Origin of the sequence: Streptomyces sp. NPDC101219 (genome assembly GCF_044767675.1) — a bacterium.
In the GTDB taxonomy this organism is placed as follows: Bacteria; Actinomycetota; Actinomycetes; order Streptomycetales; family Streptomycetaceae; genus Streptomyces.
Genome location: NZ_JBIWOK010000011.1, coordinates 261,607 through 282,875, shown reverse-complemented (window position 1 = coordinate 282,875; position 21,269 = coordinate 261,607). Strand labels below are relative to the sequence as shown.

Sequence of the window (21,269 nt, the reverse complement as noted above, 5' to 3'; positions counted from 1 at the left end):
AGTTCTCAAGGAACGGACGCTTCCTTCGTACTCACCCTCTCGGGCTTTCCTCCGGGCGCTTCCCTTCGGTGTTTCCGACTCTATCAGATCTTTTTCTCGACCTGACCCCCAGTCAGCGGGGTCCGTCTTCCCGGCCGTTGGGCCGTTCCGACGAGTGAGACTTTAGCGGATTCCCGGCTCCCGAGCTAATCGGGGTCCTGCGCCCTTTCGAGCGTGGATTCCTCATTTCGCGCACACGCATAGCCATTACCTGGGGGCGGACATACGTCTGCCGCTGAGTAGTGGTGGTGCTTGCGGAATAGCCGCCCGGGGACCGACCGGAGTCGGTGCTCACGTCGGGCAACCCGGAGAACACTACGGATCGGTCCTGGGCGTGTCAAACCGCCTGCTCGGCCCGCCCCCGGGGCGTATCCTCCTGTGCATGACGACGCGTACGTACCGCCAGTTCTGGTGGGCCGCCTGACGGCGGCCGTCCTTACGTATGCGCACACGGCCGCCGCTTCGGCGGCCGTTCTTGTTTCTCCCTCCGGAGCTCCGAGGGGCGGCCGGCCGGAGTCGGCGGCCCCGGCCAGGAGACGGAGAGAAGAGATGAAGCGGGTCTTCAGTGGGGTCAAGCCGACCGGGCACCTGACGCTCGGGAACTACCTTGGAGCCATGCGGCAGTGGGCCGCGGAGGACCAGCACCGGGCGGACGCGTTGTTCTGCATCGTCGATCTGCACGCGCTGACCGTGGAGCACGATCCGGCACGGGTGCGCAGGCTGAGCCGGCAGGCGGCGACGCTGCTGCTGGCGTCCGGGCTGGATCCTCAGGTCTGCACGGTGTTCGTGCAGAGCCACGTCGACGAGCACGCGCGGCTGTCGTACCTGCTGGAGTGCGTGGCCACGGACGGCGAGATGCGCCGGATGATCCAGTACCGGGAGAAGGCGGCGCGGGAGCAGCGCCGGGGCGGGAGTGTGCGGCTGTCGCTGCTGACGTACCCCGTGCTGATGGCGGCGGACATCCTGGCGTACGGGACGGACGAGGTGCCGGTGGGGGACGACCAGACGCAGCACGTGGAGCTGACCCGGGACCTGGCGGTGCGGTTCAACCAGCGTTACGGGCAGGCGTTCGTGGTGCCGAGGGCGACGCACCCGAAGGTGGCGGCACGGGTCATGAACCTTCAGGATCCGCGGTCGAAGATGGGCAAGAGCGACGATGCCGGGCCGGGGATCGTCTATGTGCTGGACGAGCCCGATGTGGTGCGCCGGAAGGTCATGCGGGCGATGACGGACAGCGGGCGGGACGTCGTGTACGACAGGGAGTCCCGGCCGGGGGTGGCGAATCTGCTGGAAATCCTCGCGGCGTGCACGGGTGGGAACCCGGAGGCGTTGGGCGGTGTATACGAGTCGTACGGGGATTTGAAGAGGGACACCGCGGAGGCCGTGATCGAGATGCTGCGGCCGGTGCAGCTCAGGCACAAGGAGCTGTGCGCGGATCCCGGCTATGTGGAGGGGGTGCTGCGGGATGGTGCGGAACGGGCGCGGGGCATGGCTCGGCCGACCGTGGATGCCGCTTACCGGGCGATCGGGCTGTTGCCGGCGGGTGCTGAGAGCGGGGAGCCCGTGCTGAAGGCCGCTCGGTAGGCCCGGGGGCTGGTGGCGAGGCGCGATGCGAAGTGCTGGCGCATCGTGACCTCGCTGCCGAAGCCGGACCGGCGGGCGACCTCGGGCATGGGGAGGTCGGTGCGTTCCAGGAGGCGTTGGGCCGCGGCGATGCGCTGGTCGAGGAGCCAGCGCAGCGGGGTCGTGCCGGTGGCCGCGGTGAAGCGGCGGGCGAAGGTGCGCGGGGACATGCCGGCGTGGGCGGCCAGGTCGGCGACCGTGAGCGGTTCGTGCAGGTGGCGCAGGGCGTGCTCGCGGACGGCGGCGAGGGTGTCGGCGTCGCGGTCGGTGCGGGGCGTGGGGTGCTCGATGAACTGCGCCTGGGTGCCGGTGCGGAAGGGGGCCGTGACCATCGACCGGGCGATCGTGGCGGCGGCCTCGGATCCGTGGGCGAGCCGGATCAGGTGGAGGCAGAGGTCGATGCCGGCGGCGGTGCCGGCCGCTGTCCAGAGGTTGCCGTCCTCGATGAACAGGGCGTCGGGGACGACGCGGACGTGGGGGTGATGTGCGCGGAAGAGGTCGATGAGGCCCCAGTGGGTGATGGCGCGGCGGCCGTCGAGGAGTCCGGCCTGAGCGAGGGTGAAGGCGCCTCCGCACAGGGCGGCGAGGGGGGTGCCGCGGGCGTGGGCGTGACGCAGGGCGTCGAGGACGGGAGGTGGTGCGGGGGTGAGGTGGTCGTCCAGTCCGGGGACGACGATCAGATCGGCGTCGGCCATCCAGGCCAGGGGGCGGTCTGGCAGGAGGGTGAGGCCGCCGCGCATGGGGACGGCGTCGGTGTCCGTGGCGACCCGGCGCAGTTCGAAGGCGGGGGCGCCGCGGTCGGTGCGGTCGACGCCCCAGACCTCGGTGATGACGGAGACGTCGAAGCCGCGGATACCGGGGATGGCCACCAGGGCCACGCGGTAGGGCACTGCCATGGGTGGCAGTAAACCATCGATCGATGACTTCTGGACCTCTGGGAAGGGGGGCGGTCGGGCGGCACGATCGGGTGCATGGACATCGCGAGGAACGCAGCACTGGTGGTCGTGGACGTGCAGAAGGGCTTCGAGGAGGTCGGTTTCTGGGGGACGCGCAACCATCCGTCGGCGGACGACAACATCGCCGCTCTCCTGGACGCGTGGCAGTCGGCGGGCCGGCCGGTCGTGTTCGTGCGGCACGACTCCGTGTCGCCGGGGTCGCCGCTGCGTCCCGGGTCCGAAGGCAATGGTTTCAAGGAGTACGTGGAGCGGCGGCGTGGGAAGGGAGGCGGGGCGGAGCTCCTGGTCACGAAGACGGTGAACTCGGCCTTCCTGGGCAGTCCGGACCTGGCGGCCTGGCTCCGTGAGGCGGGGATCCAGCAGGTGGTGCTGGCCGGGATCCAGACGAACATGTGCGTCGAGACGACGGCGCGGATGGGCGGGAACCTCGGGTTCGAGGTCGTGGTCGCCTTCGACGCGACGTACACGTTCGACCTGGAGGGGCCCTTCGGCTGGCGGCGCAACGCGGACGAGCTGGCGCAGGCGTCCGCGGTGTCGCTGCACGGTGGCGGGTTCGCGTCGGTGGTGATGACGGAGGAGGTGCTGACCGCCGTCAAATGAGCCGTGACCGGCTGCGGGCGCGCGGGCGCGCGGGCGCGCGGGCGCGCGGGCGCGCGGGCGCGCGAGCCCGCACGGTGCTGGGGCGGGCCGGCGGTCAGTCCTTGCTGCCGGAGGCCAGCTCGCGGCTGCGGTCGCGGGCGGCTTCCAGGGCGGCGATGAGGGCGGCCCGGACGCCGTGGTTCTCGAGTTCGCGGATGGCGTTGATGGTGGTGCCCGCCGGGGAGGTGACGTTCTCGCGGAGCCGGACGGGGTGCTCGCCGCTGTCGCGGAGCATGGTCGCCGCTCCGATCGCGGACTGGACGATCAGGTCATGCGCCTTGTCCCGGGGCAGGCCGAGCAGGATGCCGGCGTCCGTCATGGCCTCGACCAGGTAGAAGAAGTAGGCCGGGCCGGAGCCGGAGAGCGCCGTGCAGGCGTCCTGCTGCGACTCGGGGACGCGCAGGGTCTTGCCGACGCCGCCGAAGATCTCCTCGGCGTGGGCGAGGTGCTCGGCGGTGGCGTGGCTGCCGGCGGAGATGACCGACATGGCCTCGTCGACGAGGGCGGGAGTGTTCGTCATGACGCGGACCACCGGGATTCCCGAGGCGAGGCGCTCCTCGAAGAAGGCGGTGGGGATCCCGGCGGCGCCGCTGATGATCAGGCGGTCGGCCGGGACGTGCGGGGCGAGTTCGTCGAGGAGGGCGCCCATGTCCTGCGGCTTGACCGTGAGGATCAGGATGTCGGCCGTCTTGGCGGCTTCCTGGTTGGAGACGGGGGTGACGCCGTAGCGGGTGTGGAGCTCTTCGGCTCGTTCCGGGCGGCGGGCCGTGACCAGGAGGTCGGCGGGGGCCCAGCCTGCGCGGATCATTCCGCTGAGCAGGGCTTCGCCGATCTTTCCGGTGCCGAGGACTGCGACTTTCTGGGTCATGGCTGGAAGTGCCCTCCGGGGTGTGCGTCGTCCTGGTTCATCCTCCCACCCGGGGGCGGGAGGACGGGGCGGCTGTCCGGTGGGCGGAACGGCGGTCGGGGTGCGGGGCGGGCGCACGGAGCCCGGGTCAGGCCGTCCGGCGCCGCAGGGTGGCCGCGCCGAGGCCCAGGACCAGCAGGGCGCAACCGGCGACGATCAGGATGTCCTGCAGGAAGGCGGCAGTCATGTCGGTGTGCCGCAGGACCTCGTTCATGCCGTCGACGGCGTAGGACATGGGGAGGACGTCGGAGAGGCCCTCCAGGACGGGGTGCATGGCGTCGCGTGCGGTGAACAGGCCGCACAGGAGGAGCTGGGGGAAGATCACGGCCGGCATGAACTGCACCGCCTGGAATTCCGAGGCCGCGAAGGCCGAGACGAAGAGACCGAGCGCTGTGCCGAGGAGCGCGTCGAGGAGCGCCACCAGGAGCAGCAGCCAGGGGCTGCCGACGACGTCGAGCCCGAGGAACCACACCGCCAGACCGGTGGCGAGGGCGGACTGGACGACCGCGAGGGCGCCGAAGGCGAGCGCGTAGCCGGCGATCAGGTCGCCCTTGCCGAGCGGCATGGCGAGGAGGCGTTCGAGGGTGCCGGAGGTCCGCTCGCGCAGGGTCGCGATCGAGGTGACCAGGAACATCGTGATCAGCGGGAAGATGCCGAGGAGCGAGGCGCCGATGTTGTCGAAGGTGCGCGGGCTGCCGTCGAAGACGTAGCGGAGCAGGAGCAGCATCAGGCAGGGCACGACGAGCAGCAGGGCGATGGTGCGGGGGTCGTGGCGCAGCTGGCGCAGGACCCGGCCGGCGGTGGCGAGGGTGCGGGCCGTGTTGAGGGCGCCGGCCGGGGTCGAGGGGCGGGCCGTGCGGGTGCGGGTGGTCGTGGTCATCGCGTGGTCTCCTTCGAGCGGTCGGCCGCGGCGGCCCGGTCCACCAGGTGCAGGAAGGCCTCCTCGACGGTTTCGGCGCCGGTGCGGGAGCGCAGGGCGTCGGGGGTGACGGCCGCGTCCTCCGGCCGGGCGGTGTCCCCGGTGAGCAGTGCGCCGGCGCGCATCAGGAGGAGGCTGTGGCAGCGCTCCGCCTCGTCCATCACGTGGGAGGAGATCAGCAGGCTCGCGTTCCGCTCGGCGGCGATGCCGTGGAACAGCTCCCAGAGGTCGCGGCGCAGGACAGGGTCGAGGCCGACGGTCGGTTCGTCCAGGACCAGCAGCTCGGGGGTGCCGAGGAGGGCGACGGCCAGGGAGACGCGGCTGCGCTGTCCGCCGGACAGGTTTCCCGCGAGGGCGTCGGTGTGCCCGGTGAGGTCCACGTCCGCGATCGCGCGGGTGACGTTGTCCCGGCGGCGGTCGGCGGCGGCGCGGCCCGGGTCGAGGATCGCGGCGAAGTAGTCCAGGTTCTGGCGGACCGTCAGGTCGTCGTAGACGGAGGGCGCCTGGGTGACGTAGCCGATGCGGCTGCGCAGCGCGGCGTGTCCGGCGGGGAGGCCGAGGACGTCCAGGGTGCCGGCCACCTTCGCCTGGGTGCCGACGATGGCCCGCATCAGCGTCGACTTGCCGCACCCGGAGGGTCCGAGGAGCCCCGTGATCTGCCCGCGCGGGACGGTGAAGGCCAGGTCGCGCAGGACGGTGCGGGGGCCCCGGACGACGGTGAGGCCCTGCGCCCGGACGGCCGGGGTGCCGTCGGCGTGGCCCCCGTCACCGGGGTCGGCGACCGGGTGGGCCGGTCCGGAGGTGTAATTCATCATGTGATGAATAATGCGCGCGAGGGCACGCCGCGTCAAGCACGGGAAAGGAAGGAGAAGGGGGAGGGGGCGCGCCGGGGCGGGCATGCCGAGCGGCCCGCTCACGGCGTGATCGCCGGGCGGGCTCAGGACCTGCGAGGTCGCGCCGTCACGGCACGAAGCAGCACCGGAGGGGGAGGGTGCCGGATGCTGCCGCGCTCAGGAGCACCGAAACAAGAACGGGGTGCCTGGTACTGCCGCGCTCAGGGGCGGCGGCGCTTCTTGGGGTTGCCGGAGCGGCGCGCGGTGCGCTTCGCGTACTGCTGGCGGGCGGTCTCGTACTCCTCGCGGCGGAGCTTCTCGCCGGGCGCCTCGGTCAGGGAGCGGAAGAAGTAGGCGAGGAGGGAGCCGACGAAACCGATGGCCAGGAGGCCGCGCAGGGAGTTCTGGCGGTCCGGGTCCGGGCGGCGGCGGAAGCTGTCCCAGGTGTGGCGGAAGGCGAGCGAGCTGCACACGGCGAACATCACGACCATGAGGAGCGTGACGAAGCTGCTGACGTCGGCGATCGCGAGGCCCTCGTAGGCGAAGCGCAGCACGAAGCAGGCGGCGGCCGCCGCGGCGAGGGAGCCGACGGCGACGCCGACGCGGCGGGCCGCGTAGCCGTTGTCGTGGCCCACCCAGGTGGTGCCGAAGAAGCGGATGGACTCCGGCTGGGGACCGGCGGGGGTGCCCGGGGAGTCGGAGGCGCTGCCCGGGGCGCCGTTCGTCTCGTTCTCTGCTGTGCTCACGTGTCGATTGTGACGCGTCCCCCGCGACACCCGGGAGCCCCCCTGCCGACGGGCGCCGTCGGCCCCTGCCCTGCCACGTCGGCCGAGGGCTGCGCGTGCCGGTCCGCGCCCCGGTCTGTCCTCAGCAGCCGGCCGGCCCGATCCCTCTGTCGATGCGGGCGCGCAGGGCGTGCAGCGCCTGCCCGACCTCGGCCGGCTCGGTCTCGGTGAGGTCCGCGTCGAAGGTCAGCAGCAGCCCTGCCAGGCCGGCCCAGGACCACGCGCCGAGGGTGAGGCGGCAGGTGGAGTCGGTGACGTACTCGACCGTCGACCCGCCGGGGGCGAACCGGGCGACGAGGGAGGCGGGGAGGGCGAGGAGCGCCGAGCCCCGGCACGGCCACTCCGCCGGTGTGTCCCCGCGGTCGTAGGTGGTCATCACGAAGGTGGCGGGGTCTCCGTGCGGGACGGGACGCCGGTCGAAGGTCCGTCCGGTCGGCATGCGCGGGGTGAGCCGGTCGACGCGCATCGCGCGCCACCGGTCCGCTTCCGGCTCGAACGCCACGAGGTACCAGCGCCCCGCCCACACGACGAGGTGGTGGGGCTCCAGCGTGAGCGTCGCCGGTTCCCCCTCCCCCGTGCGGTCCGCGCGCAGGACGTGACGGCGGCTGATCGCGGCGCCGATGACGCCGATGACCTCGGCGTCGATCGGCGTGGCGGGGAACTCCCAGTAGTTGCGTGCCGCCGAGACCCTGAACGCGGTGGGCTCGGTCATCACCTCGGGCCTCGGGGTCGCCCTGGCCCGGAAGGCCGGGCGGGCCCTGCTGATCACCGGCTCCCTCACCATCGCCGCGTCCCAGGCCGTGCTGTGGGCGGTCGTCGAGGACGGCGCCGTCCCGGGGTACGGGGAGCTGGCCCTCGCCCTCTTCGTCGGCGGCCTCGGGCTCGGTCTGGCCGCGCCGATCCTGGTCGACGTGGTCCTCGCCGGCGTCCCCGGACGCAACGCGGGCGCCGCGGGAGGCGTGCTCTCCACGGTGAACCAGATCGGCAGCGCCATCGGCATCGCCGTGCTGGGCACGTTCTTCTTCCGCTCCGTCGCCGGTCCGGCGGCCGACGGGGCGGGACCGGCCGGCCACGCGCACGCGTTCGGCATCGTCCTCGTCGCCTCCGCAGTGCTCTACGTCGTGGCGGCACTCGTGATGCTCGGGCTGCCCAGGACGGCGGCGGCCGCTGACGACGACCGGTGAACCGGGGCCGATCCGCGCGCCGGCGCGGGCCCCCGCCCGCGAGGCAGCCGGGCGCGGTCCCGCTCGGCGCGAGGCCGCCCGGCGCATCCGGTCTCGGGCCCCGCTCCCGCCGGGCAAGCGGGACGGCCGGGCCGGCCGTCCCGCGGTGGCGGGGTCAGCAGCGCGGGGCCACGTAGCCGTCGCTGCCGGTGTAGATGTACGCGTCGGAGACGTACTGGCCGCTGCCGATGCAGTCCCAGACCGCCGAGGTGCCGTACGGGCCCGTCACCCGCGTGCCCGTCGTCTGGCAGGTGATGCGGACCCTGGAGCCCACGGCCAGCACCCGCACGATCGCGTAGCCGGTGCCGGGGCCGCTGCGGACGTTCAGCCGGTAGCCGGGAGCCACCGGGTAGGTGGCCGCGGCCGCCGTGGTGACGGCCTCCGCGGTGTCCTTGCCGCCCTCGCCCGCGATCTCCTGTGTCTGGTCGACCGACATGAGAAAACCTCCCCCGTTGCACCCCACGTCTGTCGTGGGGGTCACGTTGATTCCCCGGGAACCCGTTCCGAAACACCAGTTCTCCCTTCGCACAGGAAGGCAGCGGCGCCGCCTGGGTCCCGCACATCCCATCGACTAGGCTCCGAGCGTCGCGCGCTGACGAACAGCACGGGGGAGGTTCCATGGCGTCGCAGCGGAACACCGGGGCGGGCGCCGAAGCGGAACTTCCGGAGTACGCCGGTCACTACCGTCTGGAATCGTGTCTGGGCTCGGGCGGCATGGGTGTCGTCCATCTGGCCCGGAGCACCTCCGGCATGCGCGTCGCGGTGAAGGTCGTGCACGCCCGGTATGCCATGGACCCCGAGTTCAGAGGGCGGTTCCGGCAGGAGGTGGCCGCGGCGCGGCAGGTGAGCGGGGCCTTCACGGCACCGGTCGTCGACGCCGACCCGGAGGCCGGGCGGCCCTGGATGGCCACCCTGTACATCCCCGGCCCCACCCTCTCCGAGCAGGTGAAGCGGAACGGCCCGATGGACCCGGACCAGTCCCGTCGGCTGATGGCGGGGATGGCGGAGGCGCTGCGCGACATCCACCGGGTCGGGGTCGTGCACCGGGACCTGAAGCCGAGCAACGTCCTGCTCGCCGACGACGGCCCGAAGGTCATCGACTTCGGCATCTCCCGGCCGCGGGACAGCGAACTGCGCACCGAGACCGGCAAGTTGATCGGCACTCCGCCGTTCATGGCGCCCGAGCAGTTCCGGCGGCCCCGGGAAGTGGGGCCCGCCGCCGACGTGTTCGCGCTCGGCTCGCTCATGGTGCACGCCACGACCGGGCGCGGCCCGTTCGACTCCGACAGCCCGTACGTCGTCGCCTACCAGGTGGTGCACGACGAACCCGACCTGACCGGCGTACCGGAGTCGCTGGCGCCGCTGGTGCTGCGGTGCCTCGCCAAGGAGCCCGACGACCGGCCCACGCCGGACGAACTCATGCGCGAGCTGCGGTCGGTGGCCGCGGCCTACGACACCCAGGTGTTCATCCCGCCGCCCCGCACACCGGACGAGGAGCGGACGGAGGCCGCGGCGGACGGCCCTGAGGCAGAGCGGGAGCGGGGAACGGCAGCGGCTGCGGCTGCGGAGCCGGCACCGGCGGACGGCGCCGGGGAGCGGCCGGCGCGGCGCCTCGGCCGGCGGACGGTTCTGCTGGCCGGAGCGCTCTGCCTCACCGTGCTCGGCGGCCTGACGGCGGCTCAGCTGACCGGCGACGACACGCAGCCGGCCCGCCGGACCACCGCCGCGCAGAGCACGCCGGCCGGCTTCGGGGAGTGGGAGACGGCGCCCGCCCGGCGCGGCGGCATGCCGCAGTGCTCGTACCGGCAGGAGCGGCTGCTGTGCGCGCTGCGCGGACGGGTCGTCGCCCTGGACCCGGCCGACGGCCGCACCCTGTGGCGGCACGACCTGGCCAGGACGCCCCGCAGCGAACCGCCGGCCGTCGCGGGCGGACTCGTCCACCCCTCCCTCGACCGCACCGGTGATCTGGAGGCACTCGACCCGGCCACCGGCCGCCGGGTGTGGCACCGGGCGGTTCCCGCGTACGAGGGGGTGCGGGCGGCCGGGGACATGCTCCTGCTGACCCACGCCGACGGCACGGTCACGGGCGTGGACGGCGCCACCGGCGACACCGCGTGGTCACGCCGCGTCCCGGGACAGGCCGTCCCCTACTTCTCGTCGTTCGCGGGAGAGGCCGACGAGCCGTCGGCGTACGTGACGAGCCCGTCCGCGGACGGGAGCGGGACCCGGATCACCGCGGTGGATCCGGCGACGGGTGACGTGCGGTGGGACGCGGAACTCGCCGGCTCGCTGACGCCCGTGGGGGCGGCGGAGGGGTCGGTGTACCTGCTCGTCGGGGGCGCCGTCGACGGCGACGCCACGGGCGTGGTCCGCTACACGCCCGGCAGCGCGGACACCCGCCGGGTGACGCTGCCCGTGCCGGTCGGGCAGGCGGAGGCCGGGGTGCACGGGGACACCGTGTACCTGATGGGCGGGGGCGGTTCCCTGGTGGCCGTCGACATGGCGGCGGGGAAACAGCGGTGGCGGCTGGAGACGGGGGTGAGCCGGGGCTCCCGGCCCGCCGCCGACGGACGCCATGTGTACGTGACGGCGCCCGACGGGCGGCTGCTGGGTGTCGACGCCCGCACCGGGAAGCTGCTCGGGCAGACCCGGCCACGGCTCGGCGACGACTCCGACCGGGTCCCCGCCGCGCTGCCCGAGCCGGTGCTCGCGGGCGGCCACGTCTACGCCGGCGCACCCGACGGGACCGTGTTCGGTGTGCCGGGGAGCGACCCGGCCGCCTGGTGACCTGACCGAAGGGCCGCTCCCGCGGTGTGCGGAAGCGGCCCCGTGGCGGTCGGCTCGCTCGCCGGGTCCCTGGCGGGCCGCGTGGCGGTCGGCTCGCCCGGCCGGGCCGCTGCGGGCCCCGTGGCGGTCAGCCCAGCTTGCTCACGTCGCGGACCGCGCCCTTGTCGGCGCTGGTAGCCATCGCCGCGTATGCCTTCAGCGCCGCCGAGACCTTGCGGTCGCGGTTCTTCGGGGCGTACGTGCCGTTCAGCGCCTGCTCGCGGCGGGCCAGCTCGGTGTCGTCCACCAGCAGCTCGATCGAGCGGTTGGGGATGTCGATGCGGATCCGGTCGCCGTCCTCGACCAGGGCGATCGTGCCGCCCGAGGCCGCCTCCGGGGAGGCGTGGCCGATGGACAGGCCGGAGGTGCCGCCCGAGAAGCGGCCGTCGGTGATCAGCGCGCACGTCTTCCCGAGGCCGCGGCCCTTGAGGTACGAGGTCGGGTAGAGCATCTCCTGCATGCCGGGGCCGCCCTTGGGGCCCTCGTAGCGGATGACGACGACGTCGCCCTCCTCGACCTGCTGGGTGAGGATCTTCTGGACGGCCTCCTCCTGCGACTCGCAGACGACCGCCGGGCCCTCGAAGGTCCAGATGGACTCGTCGACGCCGGCCGTCTTGACGACGCAGCCGTCCACGGCGAGGTTGCCGCGCAGGACCGCGAGGCCGCCGTCCTTGGAGTAGGCGTGCTCGACGGAGCGGATGCAGCCGCCCTCGGCGTCCACGTCCAGGGAGTCCCAGCGCTCGGACTGGGAGAAGGCCTCGGCGGAGCGCTTGCAGCCGGGGGCCGCGTGCCAGAGTTCCACGGCCTCGGGGGACGGGGAACCGGCGCGGACGTCCCAGGTCTTCAGCCAGTCGGCCAGGGACGGGCTGTGGACGGAGTGGACGTCCTCGTTGAGCAGGCCCGCGCGGTGCAGTTCGCCGAGGAGGGCCGGGATGCCGCCTGCCCGGTGCACGTCCTCCATGTAGTACGTGCGGTCCCCCGCGACGTTGGGCGCGACCTTCGCCAGGCAGGGGACGCGGCGCGAGAGGGCGTCCATCTCGGTGAGGCCGTAGGCGACCTCCGCCTCCTGGGCGGCGGCCAGCAGGTGCAGGATCGTGTTGGTGGAGCCGCCCATCGCGATGTCGAGCGCCATGGCGTTCTCGAAGGCCGCGGGGGTGGCGATGCTGCGGGGCAGGACCGAGTCGTCGTCCTGCTCGTAGTAGCGGCGGGTCAGGTCCAGGACCGTCCGGGCCGCGCGGACGTACAAGTCCTTGCGGGCGGTGTGGGTGGCGAGGACCGAGCCGTTGCCCGGCAGGGACAGGCCGATGGCCTCGGTCAGGCAGTTCATCGAGTTGGCGGTGAACATGCCCGAACAGGAGCCGCAGGTGGGGCAGGCGTTCTCCTCGATGCGGAGGATGTCCGCGTCGGAGATCTTGTCGTTGACCGCTTCCGACATCGCGTCGACCAGGTCGAGCGTGCGGACCGTGCCGTCGACGAGCGTGGCCCGGCCGGACTCCATCGGGCCGCCGGAGACGAAGACCGTGGGGATGTTCAGGCGCAGGGCCGCGTTGAGCATGCCCGGGGTGATCTTGTCGCAGTTGGAGATGCAGATCAGGGCGTCGGCGCAGTGGGCCTCGACCATGTACTCGACGCTGTCCGCGATCAGGTCCCGGGAGGGCAGGGAGTACAGCATGCCGCCGTGGCCCATCGCGATGCCGTCGTCGACGGCGATGGTGTTGAACTCGCGCGGGATGCCGCCGGCCGCGACGACCGCCTCGCTGACGATCCGGCCGACCGGGGCGAGGTGGGTGTGGCCGGGGACGAACTCCGTGAAGCTGTTGGCGACGGCGATGATCGGCTTGCGGCCGATGTCCGCGCCCGGTACACCGGAGGCCCGCATGAGGGCGCGGGCGCCCGCCATGTTGCGGCCGTGGGTGACTGTGCGGGACCTCAGCTCGGGCATCGTCGCTCGCTCCTTCAGGACCTTCTCGGGTGCCGGGGGGTTCCGGAGTCAGAGAATGCTGACTTCCGTCGAGCGTACGCCGGTCATCCAGGGTTCGGGACGCGGTGTCCGATATGCGAGACCGGTGTCTCAGCGTGCCGGCACCGGCCCGTGGCGGCGTCGGTGGGCGCGTCCGGCCGGGTCAGGGGCCGGTGAGGTGCCCCTGCACGACGGGGGCGACCCGGCGGACGATCTGCTCGGGGTCCGCCGACGCCAGCGGCTCCACCTTGATCACGTAACGGATCATCGCGATGCCCACCAGCTGCGCGGCGGCCAGCTCGGCGCGCAGTTCGGCGTCCGGGAGGTCCAGCTGGCCCGCGATCCGGCGCAGGAGCTGGGTGGAGACCAGGCGGCGGAAGACGGCGGCGGCGGTCTCGTTGTTCACGGCGGAGCGGACGATCGCGAGCAGCGGGGTCCGGGTCACCGGGTTCTCCCACAGGCCGAGGATCATGCGGGTCATCTTCTCGCCGACCTCGTCGAGCGGACCGTCGAGCACGCTGTCCCGGGCCATGAGGGCGGGCGCGAAGGCGACCTCGACGGCAGCCTCGAACACCTGCTCCTTGGTGCCGAAGTAGTGGTGGACGAGCGCGGAGTCCACACCGGCCGCCTTGGCGATCCCCCGCACGGAGGTCTTCTCGTACCCGCGTTCGGAGAACTCCTCGCGGGCGGCGCGGAGGATCCGGTCACGGGTGCCCACGGACTCGGTGCGCGGGGGCCGGCCGCGACGCCGTACGGTGCCGTCGCGCGACTCGGACGCCCCTCGGCCGCCGGGAGCGGCGAGACCGTTCATGACCGCGGCACCCACAGTGCGGGGGAGGCGGGGGACGCCGCGGCCAGGTGGCGGCGGGTGAACTCGAGCGCCTCCGCCAGGTCGGCCTCCCGCTCGGCGCCGGACATCGCGCGCCGGGTGTTGACCTCGATGACGACATGGCCGTCGAAGCCGGTCAGCGCGAGGCGCTCCAGCACCTCGGCGCAGGGCTGGTTGCCGCGGCCGGGCACGAGGTGCTCGTCCTTGGCCGAGCCCCGGCCGTCGGCCAGGTGGACGTGGCCCAGGCGGTCGCCCATGCGGTCGAGCATGCCGAGCGCGTCGGCGCGGGCGGTCGAGGCGTGGCTGAGGTCGATGGTGAAGTGCCGGTAGTCGTCGCGGGTGACGTCCCAGTCGGGCGCGTAGGCGAGCATCTCGCGGTCGCGGTAGCGCCAGGGGTACATGTTCTCCACGGCGAACCGCACGTCCGTCTCGTCGGCCATGCGCCAGATCCCCTCGACGAAGTCGCGGGCGTACTGCCGCTGCCAGCGGAACGGGGGATGGACGACGACGGTGTCGGCACCGAGCCGCTCGGCGGCGGACCGGGCCCGCTGGAGCTTGGTCCACGGGTCGGTCGACCACACCCGCTGCGTGATGAGCAGGCACGGGGCGTGCACGGCCAGGACGGGCACGCGGTGATAGTCGCTGAGCCTGCGCAGGGCCTCTATGTCCTGGCTGACGGGGTCGGTCCACACCATGACCTCGACACCGTCGTAACCGAGCCGCGCGGCGATCTCGAAGGCCGTCGCCGTCGACTCCGGATACACGGAGGCCGTCGACAGTGCGACCTTCGCATCCGGGACGCGCACCGTTGGATCTGCCACGAGGGACAGGGTACGGGGTGCGGTTGGGCGGGCGGGGGGCCTGCCTTCGCCGTTGTGGTGTTTGCCATAGGCACGTGCGGCCGCGACGGCGCCCGGCGCTGCGCCCCGCTCCCCGCCGCTCCGCCCCGCTCCCCGCCGCTCCGCCCCGCTCTCCCCGCCCCGCTTACGCCCTCGCGCCCGCCGGCACCCTTAGGCCCGCCGGACGCCGCCGTCCATGTGGTCCAGGCGGCGCAGGATCACGCCCTCGCGCAGGGCCCACGGGCAGACCTCCAGCCGTTCCACGCCGAACAGGTCCATCGACGCCTCCGCGACCAGCGCCCCGGCCAGCAGCTGGCCCGCGCGCCCCTCGGAGACGCCGGGGAGCTCGGCGCGCTCCTCCTCCGTCATGGCGGCGAGCCGGGGCACCCAGCTCTCCAGGGACTGCCGCTTCAGCTCCCGCTGCACGTAGGGGCCCTCGGCGGAGGCGGGGGCCCCTCCGATACGGGCGAGCTGCTTGAACGTCTTGGAGGTGGCCACGACGTGGTCGGGGCGGCCGAACCGGCTGAACTCGCCGACGGTACGCGCGATCTCGGTGCGCACGTGGCGGCGCAGCGCGCGCACCTCGTCCGCCTCGGGCGGGTTCCCGGGCAGCCAGGCGGCCGTGAGGCGGCCGGCGCCCAGCGGCAGCGACACCGCGGCGTCCGGCTCCTCGTCCATGCCGTAGGCGATCTCCAGGGATCCCCCGCCGATGTCGATGACCAGGAGCTTCCCGGCGGACCAGCCGAACCAGCGGCGCGCGGCGAGGAAGGTGAGCCGCGCCTCCTCCTCGCCGCTGAGCACCTGGAGTTCCACGCCCGTCTCGGCGCGCACCCGCGCGAGCACGTCGTCGGCGTTGCCCGCGTCGCGCACCGCGGACGTCGCGAACGGGAGCAGTTCCTCGACGCCCTTGTCCTCGGCGGCGTCCAGCGCCTCACGGATGACCGAGACCAGTCTGTCCATCCCCTGGGGGCCGATCGCCCCGTCGTCGTCGAGGAGCTGGGCCAGCCGGAGTTCGGCCTTGTGGGAGTGGGCGGGCAGCGGGCAGGCCCCGGGGTGCGCGTCCACCACCAGCAGGTGCACCGTGTTCGACCCCACGTCGAGGACACCAAGTCTCATGTACGGAACGCTACTGCCCGCGGCGCGCCGTGTTGCCTGGTCCGCCGGATACGGGCCGGTCCCGGTGAACTCCGCGGGCGGCATACCCTGGACCCGTGCCAAAGACGAAAAAGGCGAAGGACAAGAAGTCGGACAAGAAGGCCAGGAAGGTCGAACCGGTCGAGATGTCTTCGCGGGCGAACGCGCCGGAGGGATCTCCGGCGGATCAGCGGGCGGACGACGAGCAGGGGCTCGACTTCGCGCGCGCGTGGGTGGAGTTCCCTGATCCGGCGGACGACGAGCAGGTCTTCCGCTGCGATCTGACATGGCTGACCTCTCGCTGGAACTGCATCTTCGGCAGCGGCTGCCAGGGCATCCAGGCCGGCCGCGCGGACGACGGGTGCTGCTCCCTGGGTGCCCACTTCTCGGACGAGGACGACGAGAAGCGCGTCGCCGAGCATGTGGCGAGGCTCACTCCGGACATCTGGCAGCACCACGAGGAGGGCACCCGGCGCGGCTGGGTCTCCCAGGACGAGGACGGCGAGCGCCAGACCCGCCCGTTCCAGGGGTCGTGCATCTTCCAGAACCGGCCGGGCTTCTCCGGCGGCATGGGCTGCTCGCTGCACATCCTCGCCGTCAAGGAGGGCCGCGAACCGCTGGAGACCAAGCCGGACGTGTGCTGGCAGCTGCCGATCCGGCGCACCTACGACTGGATCGACCGGCCCGACGACACGCGCGTGCTGCAGGTGTCCATCGGTGAGTACGACCGTCGCGGCTGGGGTCCGGGCGGCCACGACCTGCACTGGTGGTGCACGTCGGCGACGTCGGCGCACGGCGCGGGCGAGCCGGTCTACGTCTCCTACCGGGCGGAGCTGACCGAGCTGATGGGCAAGGCCGGTTACGACCGGCTGGCCGAGCTGTGCGAGGCGCGGCTGGCGTCGCAGCTGCCGCTGCTGGCGCCGCATCCGGCGGACCCCGCCTGACGGCGGCTCACGACGTGGACGGGCTCGGGTCCCCGCTGCCGCCCGGGCCCGGGGGCGGGGAGTCCGCCGGTTCGGTGGGCGTGGGGTCGTCGGGCGACGGCTCCGGACCGGTGGCCGGCGGCGGGTCGCTCGGCGTGGGCTCGGTGGGCGTCGTCGGCGTGGGGTCCGGGTCGGTGGTGGGCGGCGGTGCGCTCGGCGTGCCGGGGTGCGAGGTGCCCGGGCTGCCCGGGTGGCCGGGGTGCGGGCTGCCCGGCCGGGAGGGGGCCGGGGCGGTGCCGTGGCCGTCGATGGTGACGACGGCACCGGCCGGGGCGATCGCCACCCGCGCCTGCCAGTGACCGGACGGCTCGCGCAGCTGGTCGACGTACACCTTGATCGTCACCGACGCGCCGGGGCGGAGGGTTCCGGAGGACCGGCTGAGGTAGAGCCAGTGGGCGCCCGTGGACGCGGACCAGCGCACGGGTGCGGAGCCGGTCGCGGTCAGGGTGATGAGGGTGGTGTCCCCGTGGTGGCCCGCGGTCACCCCGAGGGCCGCCGCGCCCTTGCGGTCGCCGCCGGCGACTTCGACGACCTCCACCGACACGTCGGAGGTCTTCTTCTTCCCGTCCTTGTCGAAGCGGCTGTCCGGCCGGGTGCTGGCGTTGCCCGCGTTCTCGTAGCCGCCGGGCCCCTCGCCGTCGAGGTCGACGGGGCCGTCGGCCTCCCGCGCGGACGCCGACCGGCCGTCCGCGGCCTCGCCGACCGGGGTGCCGCGGTAGGCGGCCCACAACGCGAGCACGGGTGCCGCGACGACGGTGGCGACGACGGTCGTGGTGACGGCCCGCGCGCGCAGGCGGTCCCGCCGGGCGACCAGGTCCTTGGGGTCCATCGGATACCCCCGCCGGTCGAAGCGGGGCGCCGTGACCCGCCCGCGCGGGTGGCGCGCCATGACCGCGCGCAGGGCCGCGCGGGGCGCGGTCAGCACGGGCAGGGCGGCCGGGGTGACGCTGGTGCCGGGCCAGCGGCCGGGAATGGCCCGCTCGGCCGTACGGCGGCAGCGCGGACAGTCGTCGACGTGCCGCACGAGCTCCCGGCGCACCGCGGTGCTGAGGATGACGCGCCGGTCGCCGGTGAGGTGGGCCACGCCGACACAGGCCCCGGTCTCCACCACGGCGAGCGCCGCACGGGTCCGCTCGACCTCGCAGGCGGCGGAGGCGAGAAGTTCGCGCGCGGCGGCCGGTTCCATGCCGAGCACGGCGGCGACCTCGTGGGCGGCGAGGTGGTGGCGTACGGCCAGTTCGAGCGCCTCCCGCTGCTCCGGGGTGGTACCGGCGGCCTCCGGCCAGGCCAGCAGGGACAGTTCGCGCCGGCGCTGCTCCTGGACGTCCTCGGCGGCGGCCGGGACGGTGGCGCCGCGCGCCGTGCGCTTCTGCCGCGCGGTACGGCCCGCCGCGTGGGTGGCCTGACGTTTTTGCTGAGCCTCCGTCAGCTTGCGCAGGCAGGCCCAGCGGGCCAGCGCGTACAGCCAGGCGCGACGGTCGCCGATCGCGTCCCGGACGTTGCGGCCGCGCCGCTCCGCGAGGGCGAGGACGTCGGCCAGCGCGGCGGTCGCCGCCTCGTGGTCGCACAGGACGGACAGGCAGTAGGTGAACAGGCCGTCCAGGTAGGGCTCGTCACGCAGCGGGGACCGCTGCGCCACCGCGCGGGCGGCCCCTCGGTCGCGCACCTCCCGGTGCGTCCGGTGTGCGCCGGTCGTACGGGTCGAGGTCTCCGGGCCACTGCTCATCATTCGGCGACCGTAGGCGGCCCGGCACGGCCCCTTCCGGTGCCCTGCGCACTTTTAATCCGTACGGGTGAAACGATCCCTCAAACGAGGAGCGGCGCCCCTCCGCGGGCGGGCCGGCCTTCCGCGGGGCCCTCCGCCCACCACCCGGACACCGTCCCCGGCGCCGTGTTCCGGGCCACGACCACTCCGGGCGGCACCGGCCCGCAGGACGTGCTCGGTCACCGCTCGGTGGCCGGACAGAACAGCCAGAAGACAGTCCAGCAGGACGTCAGTCAGTGGCAGAGCCATGACCACCGGAACCTGAGTATCAGGATCAATGTCAGTGGGGCCGGATACCTTTTCCGCATGGCTGCCCGTACCAAGACCACCAAGGACCGCCCGTCCTACCGCTGCACCGAGTGCGGCTGGCAGACGGCCAAGTGGCTCGGCCGCTGCCCGGAGTGCCAGGCGTGGGGGACGGTCGAGGAGTACGGCGTGCCGGCCGTGCGCACGACCACGCCCGGCCGGGTGACCACCTCCGCCCTGCCGATCGGGCAGGTCGACGGGCGGCAGGCGACCGCCCGTCCCACCGGCGTGCCGGAGCTGGACCGGGTGCTGGGCGGCGGTCTCGTGCCGGGGGCCGTGGTGCTCGTCGCGGGTGAGCCGGGGGTGGGCAAGTCCACCCTGCTGCTGGACGTGGCGGCCAAGTCGGCAAGCGCCGACCACCCCACGCTCTACGTGACGGGCGAGGAGTCGGCGAGCCAGGTCCGGCTGCGCGCCGACCGCATCCACGCGATCGACGACCACCTGTACCTCGCGGCGGAGACGGACCTGTCCGCCGTCCTCGGCCACCTGGACGCGGTGAAGCCGTCCCTGCTGATCATGGACTCCGTCCAGACCGTCGCCTCCCCGGAGATCGACGGCGCCCCCGGCGGCATGGCCCAGGTGCGCGAGGTCGCCGGAGCCCTGATCCGCGCCTCCAAGGAGCGCGGGATGTCCACCCTGCTGGTGGGACACGTCACGAAGGACGGCGCCATCGCGGGCCCCCGGCTGCTGGAGCACCTGGTGGACGTCGTCCTGCACTTCGAGGGCGACCGGCACGCGCGCCTGCGCCTGGTCCGGGGCGTCAAGAACCGCTACGGCACCACCGACGAGGTCGGCTGCTTCGAACTGCACGACGAGGGCATCACGGGCCTCGCGGACCCCAGCGGACTTTTCCTGACCCGTCGTGACGAACCGGTCCCCGGCACCTGCCTGACCGTCACCCTGGAGGGCCGCCGCCCCCTGGTCGCGGAGGTCCAGGCACTCACCGTCGACTCACAGATCCCCTCCCCCCGGCGCACCACCTCCGGCCTGGAGACCTCTCGCGTCTCGATGATGCTCGCGGTGCTGGAACAGCGCGGACGCATCAGCGCCTTGGGCAAACGGGACATTTACTCCGCGACGGTCGGTGGGGTGAAACTCACGGAACCCGCGGCCGACCTGGCCGTGGCGCTGGCGCTGGCGTCGGCGGCCAGCGACACCCCGCTGCCGAAGAACCTCGTCGCGATCGGCGAGGTGGGCCTCGCGGGCGAGGTCAGACGCGTCACGGGCGTGCAGCGCAGGCTCGCCGAGGCCCACCGGCTGGGCTTCACGCACGCTCTGGTACCGGGCGATCCGGGACGGATCCCCGCCGGAATGAAGGTTCTGGAAGTCGCGGACATAGGGGACGCACTGCGGGTCCTTCCCCGCTCCCGTCGTCGAGAGGCCCCACGGGAAGACGGGGACCGCCGGTAGACTTTGCCCAGGTCTCGCCCGTCCGTACGAACCGCGGGGGCGCCCAGGAACCTGCGACCGGAGGAGTGCAGTGGCAGCCAACGACCGGGCAGCAGCTCCCGGAAAGTCCGGTGGGAGTGCCGGTTCGGAGGGCCTGATGCGCGCCTCACTGAGCGCCGTGGCACCCGGCACCGCCCTGCGGGACGGACTGGAGCGCGTGCTCCGCGGCAACACCGGCGGTCTGATCGTGCTCGGCTCGGACAAGACGGTCGAGGCGCTGTGCAGCGGCGGCTTCGTGCTGGACGTCGAGTTCACCGCGACGCGCCTGCGGGAGCTGTGCAAGCTGGACGGCGGCATCGTCCTGTCGTCCGACCTGACGAAGATCATCCGGGCCGGTGTCCAGCTGGTGCCGGACCCCACCATCCCGACGGAGGAGACCGGCACCCGGCACCGCACCGCCGACCGGGTCTCCAAGCAGGTCGGCTTCCCGGTGGTCTCGGTGTCGCAGTCGATGCGCCTGATCGCCCTCTACGTCGACGGGCACCGCCGGGTCCTGGAGGACTCCGCGGCGATCCTGTCCCGCGCCAACCAGGCCCTGGCCACCCTGGAGCGCTACAAGCTCCGCCTCGACGAGGTCGCGGGCACGCTCTCCGCGCTGGAGATCGAGGACCTGGTGACGGTGCGGGACGTCTCGGCGGTCGCGCAGCGGCTGGAGATGGTGCGCCGCATCGCCACCGAAATCGCCGAATACGTGGTCGAACTGGGCACCGACGGGCGTCTTCTGGCGCTCCAGCTCGACGAGTTGATCGCGGGCGTGGAGCCCGAGCGCGAACTGGTCGTCCGGGACTACGTGCCCGAGCCCACCGCCAAGCGTTCCCGCACCGTCGACGAGGCCCTGCACGAGCTCAACGTGCTCACCCACGCGGAGCTGCTGGAGCTGTCGACCGTGGCCCGTGCCCTGGGGTACACGGGCTCCCCCGAGACGCTGGACTCGGCGGTGTCGCCGCGCGGCTTCCGCCTGCTGGCCAAGGTGCCGAGGCTGCCGGGCGCGATCATCGACCGCCTGGTGGAGCACTTCGGCGGACTGCAGAAGCTGCTCGCCGCGAGCGTGGACGACCTGCAGACGGTGGACGGCGTCGGCGAGGCCCGCGCCCGCAGCGTCCGGGAGGGCCTGTCCCGCCTGGCCGAGAGCTCGATCCTCGAGCGGTACGTCTGACGTCGGCGGGTCACCGCCCGCGCCCGGCCCGCCGTCTGCCGTCCGCCGTCCGCCGTGCGCCGTAGCGGCACCCCTGGGCGCCGTAACGGCACCCGCGC

19 protein-coding genes are annotated in these 21,269 nt (G+C 73.3%); 7 read left to right on the top strand and 12 right to left on the bottom strand.

The features are described 5' to 3' along the window. The first annotated feature begins 588 nt into the window (after positions 1–588). Complete coding sequence (gene trpS, locus ACIRPP_RS23030; RefSeq protein ID WP_403645896.1) at positions 589–1,623, top strand: tryptophan--tRNA ligase; 1,035 nt, start codon at positions 589–591, stop codon at positions 1,621–1,623. Here trpS and ACIRPP_RS23025 read toward each other — a convergent pair. Further along, positions 1,554–2,558 (bottom strand): GlxA family transcriptional regulator, encoded by a 1,005-nt coding sequence (locus tag ACIRPP_RS23025; protein WP_403645893.1) that lies wholly within the window; start codon positions 2,556–2,558, stop codon positions 1,554–1,556. The two genes, trpS and ACIRPP_RS23025, sit on opposite strands and share 70 nt — an antisense overlap. A gap of 75 nt (positions 2,559–2,633) precedes the next feature. Here ACIRPP_RS23025 and ACIRPP_RS23020 point away from each other — a divergent pair, with 75 nt between their 5' ends. Next, a complete protein-coding gene (locus ACIRPP_RS23020) occupies positions 2,634–3,218 on the top strand; it encodes a cysteine hydrolase family protein (RefSeq protein WP_403645890.1) in 585 nt (194 codons plus the stop codon). Positions 3,219–3,312: 94 nt separating this feature from the next. On the opposite strand, the gene proC is transcribed toward ACIRPP_RS23020, so the two are convergent. The 5 genes from proC to ACIRPP_RS22995 all read right to left on the bottom strand — a co-directional run bounded on the left by proC (position 3,313) and on the right by ACIRPP_RS22995 (position 7,413). Then, positions 3,313–4,125: a pyrroline-5-carboxylate reductase gene (proC, locus tag ACIRPP_RS23015; RefSeq protein WP_164332658.1), complete on the bottom strand. Its 813-nt coding sequence runs from the start codon at positions 4,123–4,125 to the stop codon at positions 3,313–3,315. Between the two features lie 127 nt (positions 4,126–4,252). Next, positions 4,253–5,044, bottom strand: a complete 792-nt coding sequence (locus tag ACIRPP_RS23010) for an ABC transporter permease (protein ID WP_403645887.1) — start codon at positions 5,042–5,044, stop codon at positions 4,253–4,255. Beyond that, entirely contained in the window at positions 5,041–5,898 is an 858-nt protein-coding gene (locus ACIRPP_RS23005; RefSeq protein WP_403645884.1) for an ABC transporter ATP-binding protein, read from the bottom strand. Before ACIRPP_RS23005 ends, ACIRPP_RS23010 begins: the two co-directional genes overlap by 4 nt. A gap of 239 nt (positions 5,899–6,137) precedes the next feature. Further along, a complete protein-coding gene (locus ACIRPP_RS23000; RefSeq protein WP_403645882.1) occupies positions 6,138–6,662 on the bottom strand; it encodes an EamA/RhaT family transporter in 525 nt (174 codons plus the stop codon). A 121-nt stretch (positions 6,663–6,783) separates the two neighbouring features. After that, entirely contained in the window at positions 6,784–7,413 is a 630-nt protein-coding gene (locus ACIRPP_RS22995; protein WP_403645879.1) for a helix-turn-helix transcriptional regulator, read from the bottom strand. On the opposite strand from ACIRPP_RS22995, the gene ACIRPP_RS22990 reads away from it, so the two are divergent. Next, positions 7,400–7,885, top strand: a complete 486-nt coding sequence (locus tag ACIRPP_RS22990) for a hypothetical protein (RefSeq protein ID WP_403645877.1) — start codon at positions 7,400–7,402, stop codon at positions 7,883–7,885. The two genes, ACIRPP_RS22995 and ACIRPP_RS22990, sit on opposite strands and share 14 nt — an antisense overlap. Positions 7,886–8,039: 154 nt before the next feature. On the opposite strand, the gene ACIRPP_RS22985 is transcribed toward ACIRPP_RS22990, so the two are convergent. Then, positions 8,040–8,360: an SH3 domain-containing protein gene (locus ACIRPP_RS22985; RefSeq protein ID WP_403645874.1), complete on the bottom strand. Its 321-nt coding sequence runs from the start codon at positions 8,358–8,360 to the stop codon at positions 8,040–8,042. Positions 8,361–8,542: 182 nt separating this feature from the next. Here ACIRPP_RS22985 and ACIRPP_RS22980 point away from each other — a divergent pair, with 182 nt between their 5' ends. Beyond that, positions 8,543–10,711, top strand: a complete 2,169-nt coding sequence (locus ACIRPP_RS22980; protein ID WP_403645871.1) for a serine/threonine-protein kinase — start codon at positions 8,543–8,545, stop codon at positions 10,709–10,711. A gap of 127 nt (positions 10,712–10,838) precedes the next feature. Here the strand turns inward: ACIRPP_RS22980 and ilvD are convergent, their stop codons facing one another. From ilvD to ACIRPP_RS22960, 4 genes are all read right to left on the bottom strand, one after another. Next, positions 10,839–12,692: a dihydroxy-acid dehydratase gene (gene ilvD / locus ACIRPP_RS22975; protein WP_403645868.1), complete on the bottom strand. Its 1,854-nt coding sequence runs from the start codon at positions 12,690–12,692 to the stop codon at positions 10,839–10,841. A gap of 181 nt (positions 12,693–12,873) precedes the next feature. Continuing rightward, entirely contained in the window at positions 12,874–13,521 is a 648-nt protein-coding gene (locus ACIRPP_RS22970; protein ID WP_164337955.1) for a TetR/AcrR family transcriptional regulator, read from the bottom strand. Beyond that, positions 13,518–14,360, bottom strand: coding sequence for a sugar phosphate isomerase/epimerase family protein (locus tag ACIRPP_RS22965; RefSeq protein WP_403645865.1), 843 nt, complete (start codon positions 14,358–14,360; stop codon positions 13,518–13,520). The genes ACIRPP_RS22970 and ACIRPP_RS22965 overlap by 4 nt, the downstream gene beginning before the upstream one ends. Before the next feature lie 189 nt (positions 14,361–14,549). After that, positions 14,550–15,494 (bottom strand): Ppx/GppA family phosphatase, encoded by a 945-nt coding sequence (locus ACIRPP_RS22960; RefSeq protein WP_403645862.1) that lies wholly within the window; start codon positions 15,492–15,494, stop codon positions 14,550–14,552. Between the two features lie 164 nt (positions 15,495–15,658). On the opposite strand from ACIRPP_RS22960, the gene ACIRPP_RS22955 reads away from it, so the two are divergent. Further along, positions 15,659–16,456, top strand: coding sequence for a hypothetical protein (locus tag ACIRPP_RS22955; protein ID WP_403645933.1), 798 nt, complete (start codon positions 15,659–15,661; stop codon positions 16,454–16,456). Positions 16,457–16,463: 7 nt separating this feature from the next. Here the strand turns inward: ACIRPP_RS22955 and ACIRPP_RS22950 are convergent, their stop codons facing one another. Further along, positions 16,464–18,224, bottom strand: coding sequence for a hypothetical protein (locus ACIRPP_RS22950; protein WP_403645859.1), 1,761 nt, complete (start codon positions 18,222–18,224; stop codon positions 16,464–16,466). Between the two features lie 342 nt (positions 18,225–18,566). On the opposite strand from ACIRPP_RS22950, the gene radA reads away from it, so the two are divergent. Both radA and disA read left to right on the top strand, forming a co-directional pair. After that, complete coding sequence (gene radA, locus ACIRPP_RS22945; protein ID WP_192231498.1) at positions 18,567–19,976, top strand: DNA repair protein RadA; 1,410 nt, start codon at positions 18,567–18,569, stop codon at positions 19,974–19,976. A 70-nt stretch (positions 19,977–20,046) separates the two neighbouring features. After that, complete coding sequence (gene disA, locus ACIRPP_RS22940) at positions 20,047–21,171, top strand: DNA integrity scanning diadenylate cyclase DisA (RefSeq protein WP_403645854.1); 1,125 nt, start codon at positions 20,047–20,049, stop codon at positions 21,169–21,171. Positions 21,172–21,269 lie beyond the last annotated feature (98 nt).

What these genes read in the sequence shown, in the direction of transcription:
- ACIRPP_RS22970 (WP_164337955.1), bottom strand. Translation starts at nt 13,521, where the DNA reads ATGAACGGTCTCGCCGCTCCCGGCGGCCGAGGGGCGTCCGAGTCGCGC.
- proC (WP_164332658.1), bottom strand. Translation starts at nt 4,125, where the DNA reads ATGACCCAGAAAGTCGCAGTCCTCGGCACCGGAAAGATCGGCGAAGCC.
- trpS (WP_403645896.1), top strand. Translation starts at nt 589, where the DNA reads ATGAAGCGGGTCTTCAGTGGGGTCAAGCCGACCGGGCACCTGACGCTC.
- ACIRPP_RS22950 (WP_403645859.1), bottom strand. Translation starts at nt 18,224, where the DNA reads ATGATGAGCAGTGGCCCGGAGACCTCGACCCGTACGACCGGCGCACAC.
- ACIRPP_RS23020 (WP_403645890.1), top strand. Translation starts at nt 2,634, where the DNA reads ATGGACATCGCGAGGAACGCAGCACTGGTGGTCGTGGACGTGCAGAAG.
- ACIRPP_RS22960 (WP_403645862.1), bottom strand. Translation starts at nt 15,494, where the DNA reads ATGAGACTTGGTGTCCTCGACGTGGGGTCGAACACGGTGCACCTGCTG.
- ACIRPP_RS22980 (WP_403645871.1), top strand. Translation starts at nt 8,543, where the DNA reads ATGGCGTCGCAGCGGAACACCGGGGCGGGCGCCGAAGCGGAACTTCCG.
- ACIRPP_RS23025 (WP_403645893.1), bottom strand. Translation starts at nt 2,558, where the DNA reads ATGGCAGTGCCCTACCGCGTGGCCCTGGTGGCCATCCCCGGTATCCGC.
- ACIRPP_RS22995 (WP_403645879.1), bottom strand. Translation starts at nt 7,413, where the DNA reads ATGACCGAGCCCACCGCGTTCAGGGTCTCGGCGGCACGCAACTACTGG.
- ilvD (WP_403645868.1), bottom strand. Translation starts at nt 12,692, where the DNA reads ATGCCCGAGCTGAGGTCCCGCACAGTCACCCACGGCCGCAACATGGCG.
- ACIRPP_RS22955 (WP_403645933.1), top strand. Translation starts at nt 15,659, where the DNA reads ATGTCTTCGCGGGCGAACGCGCCGGAGGGATCTCCGGCGGATCAGCGG.
- ACIRPP_RS23005 (WP_403645884.1), bottom strand. Translation starts at nt 5,898, where the DNA reads ATGATGAATTACACCTCCGGACCGGCCCACCCGGTCGCCGACCCCGGT.
- ACIRPP_RS22985 (WP_403645874.1), bottom strand. Translation starts at nt 8,360, where the DNA reads ATGTCGGTCGACCAGACACAGGAGATCGCGGGCGAGGGCGGCAAGGAC.
- ACIRPP_RS23010 (WP_403645887.1), bottom strand. Translation starts at nt 5,044, where the DNA reads ATGACCACGACCACCCGCACCCGCACGGCCCGCCCCTCGACCCCGGCC.
- radA (WP_192231498.1), top strand. Translation starts at nt 18,567, where the DNA reads ATGGCTGCCCGTACCAAGACCACCAAGGACCGCCCGTCCTACCGCTGC.